The sequence below is a fragment of the Bacteroides sp. HMSC067B03 genome (genome assembly GCF_001811315.1).
GTDB lineage: Bacteria > Bacteroidota > Bacteroidia > Bacteroidales > Bacteroidaceae > Bacteroides > Bacteroides faecis.
The window spans coordinates 1-1428 of sequence record NZ_KV804504.1; the positions used below are offsets into that span (position 1 = coordinate 1).

General features: G+C 44.9%; 3 protein-coding genes. All 3 read right to left on the reverse strand.

Annotated elements, in window-relative coordinates; all coding sequences use genetic code 11:
• Nucleotides 1-640 (reverse strand): hypothetical protein (locus HMPREF2794_RS26135; RefSeq protein WP_070753126.1); only part of this gene is annotated, 640 nt, incomplete at its 3' end.
• Entirely contained in the window at nucleotides 640-918 is a 279-nt protein-coding gene (locus HMPREF2794_RS26140) for a LysM peptidoglycan-binding domain-containing protein (protein WP_004303248.1), read from the reverse strand. The genes HMPREF2794_RS26140 and HMPREF2794_RS26135, both read right to left, overlap by 1 nt.
• The coding region (locus tag HMPREF2794_RS26145; protein ID WP_246839637.1) for a hypothetical protein at nucleotides 915-1428 on the reverse strand (514 nt) is incomplete at its 5' end. The genes HMPREF2794_RS26145 and HMPREF2794_RS26140, both read right to left, overlap by 4 nt.

Genomic DNA, 1428 nt, shown 5'->3' on the forward strand with positions numbered 1-1428 from the left:
CTTTCAGATAATCGTTGATGGCGGCAAGTACTGGCTTGCTGCCATCCGTCAGGCGGACACCGGAAGCATTGATAACCATCGGGTCGACTTCTATGGTGGCGTTGATACGGATGTCATCCGCTTTCATTGATTGAATAGAGAGAATCACCCCGGCAATCTTAATCGAATTCATATAGCTTTTAAATGCCGTTAGAACGTCCCCGGTCAAAGGACATGGAAGCCCGCCTTCGTCTCCGGACACGAGTATCTGAATACTTCCCCCGCGATCTTTGACCGCCACATACTTGACAAGCTGTTTGGCTTCGTCGATAGCGGAATACCGGAACTGGTATTTTTCCGGATCATAGACCAGCGGATCACCATACTGAAAAGCCAGCGCACTGCTATGATACCAGCGCACCGTCGGTATGATATTAGCGTCAATCCGTTCCTCTACGTCCGTCTTGAACTGGTCAAACATTTGCTCTATGACGTGCGCTGTTGCCGCAAAAATGTAGAACAGGGTGCTTTCTATTGACACGGGAGAAAACACCGAATCAAAGTCGGCATCACCTGTGATACCATATATGTCCCGGATAATGCTGTTAGACATATAGGCATCCGTCATTTCTTTCTTTATTTCTGCGATTGTTCTAGCCATTACTTAAATTGTTCGGTAAATTGTTCAGTGAAAATTCTCAATCGTATTGCATTCGACGCGGTTTCAGAAGTAGCCGGGCAAACGGAGTTCCTCCGGCAGTAATCAGCTAGTTCACTGTTATACACCTTCTCCGGTATTTCGATTTGCTGTCCGGCTTGAAGGGAGTCTGTTATGCTCATATCGTTTGCCTTTGCAAGCATAAATACCGCTTCAATTGTACCATATTCCTGTACGGCTATATCCAGCAGGGTTTGTCCGGCTTGTACTACTGTTTTCATCTTACATTTTTATAAATAAAAAATACAAATGCAATAAAAAAGGCTGCTATTACGGCTTTTGCCCACGGAGGAATGTACGCGACCTTTTCAACGATCTTTGTATCATTCTTCTCCTGTTTCTCTAATTGTTCCTTCAATGTCAGCAGGGTTTCCTGAATTTCTTGTATTTGCACCTGTAACTGTTCGTTATATGTTTCTTTCTCCTGCTTGGTTGACGTTCCTGTCGCTGTTTCCGTAGAGGTCGGGTATTGTTTCCCTGTGCTATCCGGTGGCGAATAGTTCGTCTTCTGCCAGTTGAATTCCATTTGCTGCATCATCTCGATAATTCGCTCAACGTTCCTGTTTACGTCGACCTGCGCTTTGTCCGTAGAAACTTCTTCCTGTTCCGTCTGCTTCTGTTCCGTGTTATCCTGATGGACGGTCGTGTCAATTTTTGACGAACGACAGGAACAGACAGATAACACCACGATTGAGAATAAAAAAACGAGTATCTTTTTCATTACGGTCGAA

Coding starts and splice junctions, on each gene's coding strand:
- HMPREF2794_RS26140 (WP_004303248.1), bottom strand. CDS start 918: ATGAAAACAGTAGTACAAGCCGGACAAACCCTGCTGGATATAGCCGTA.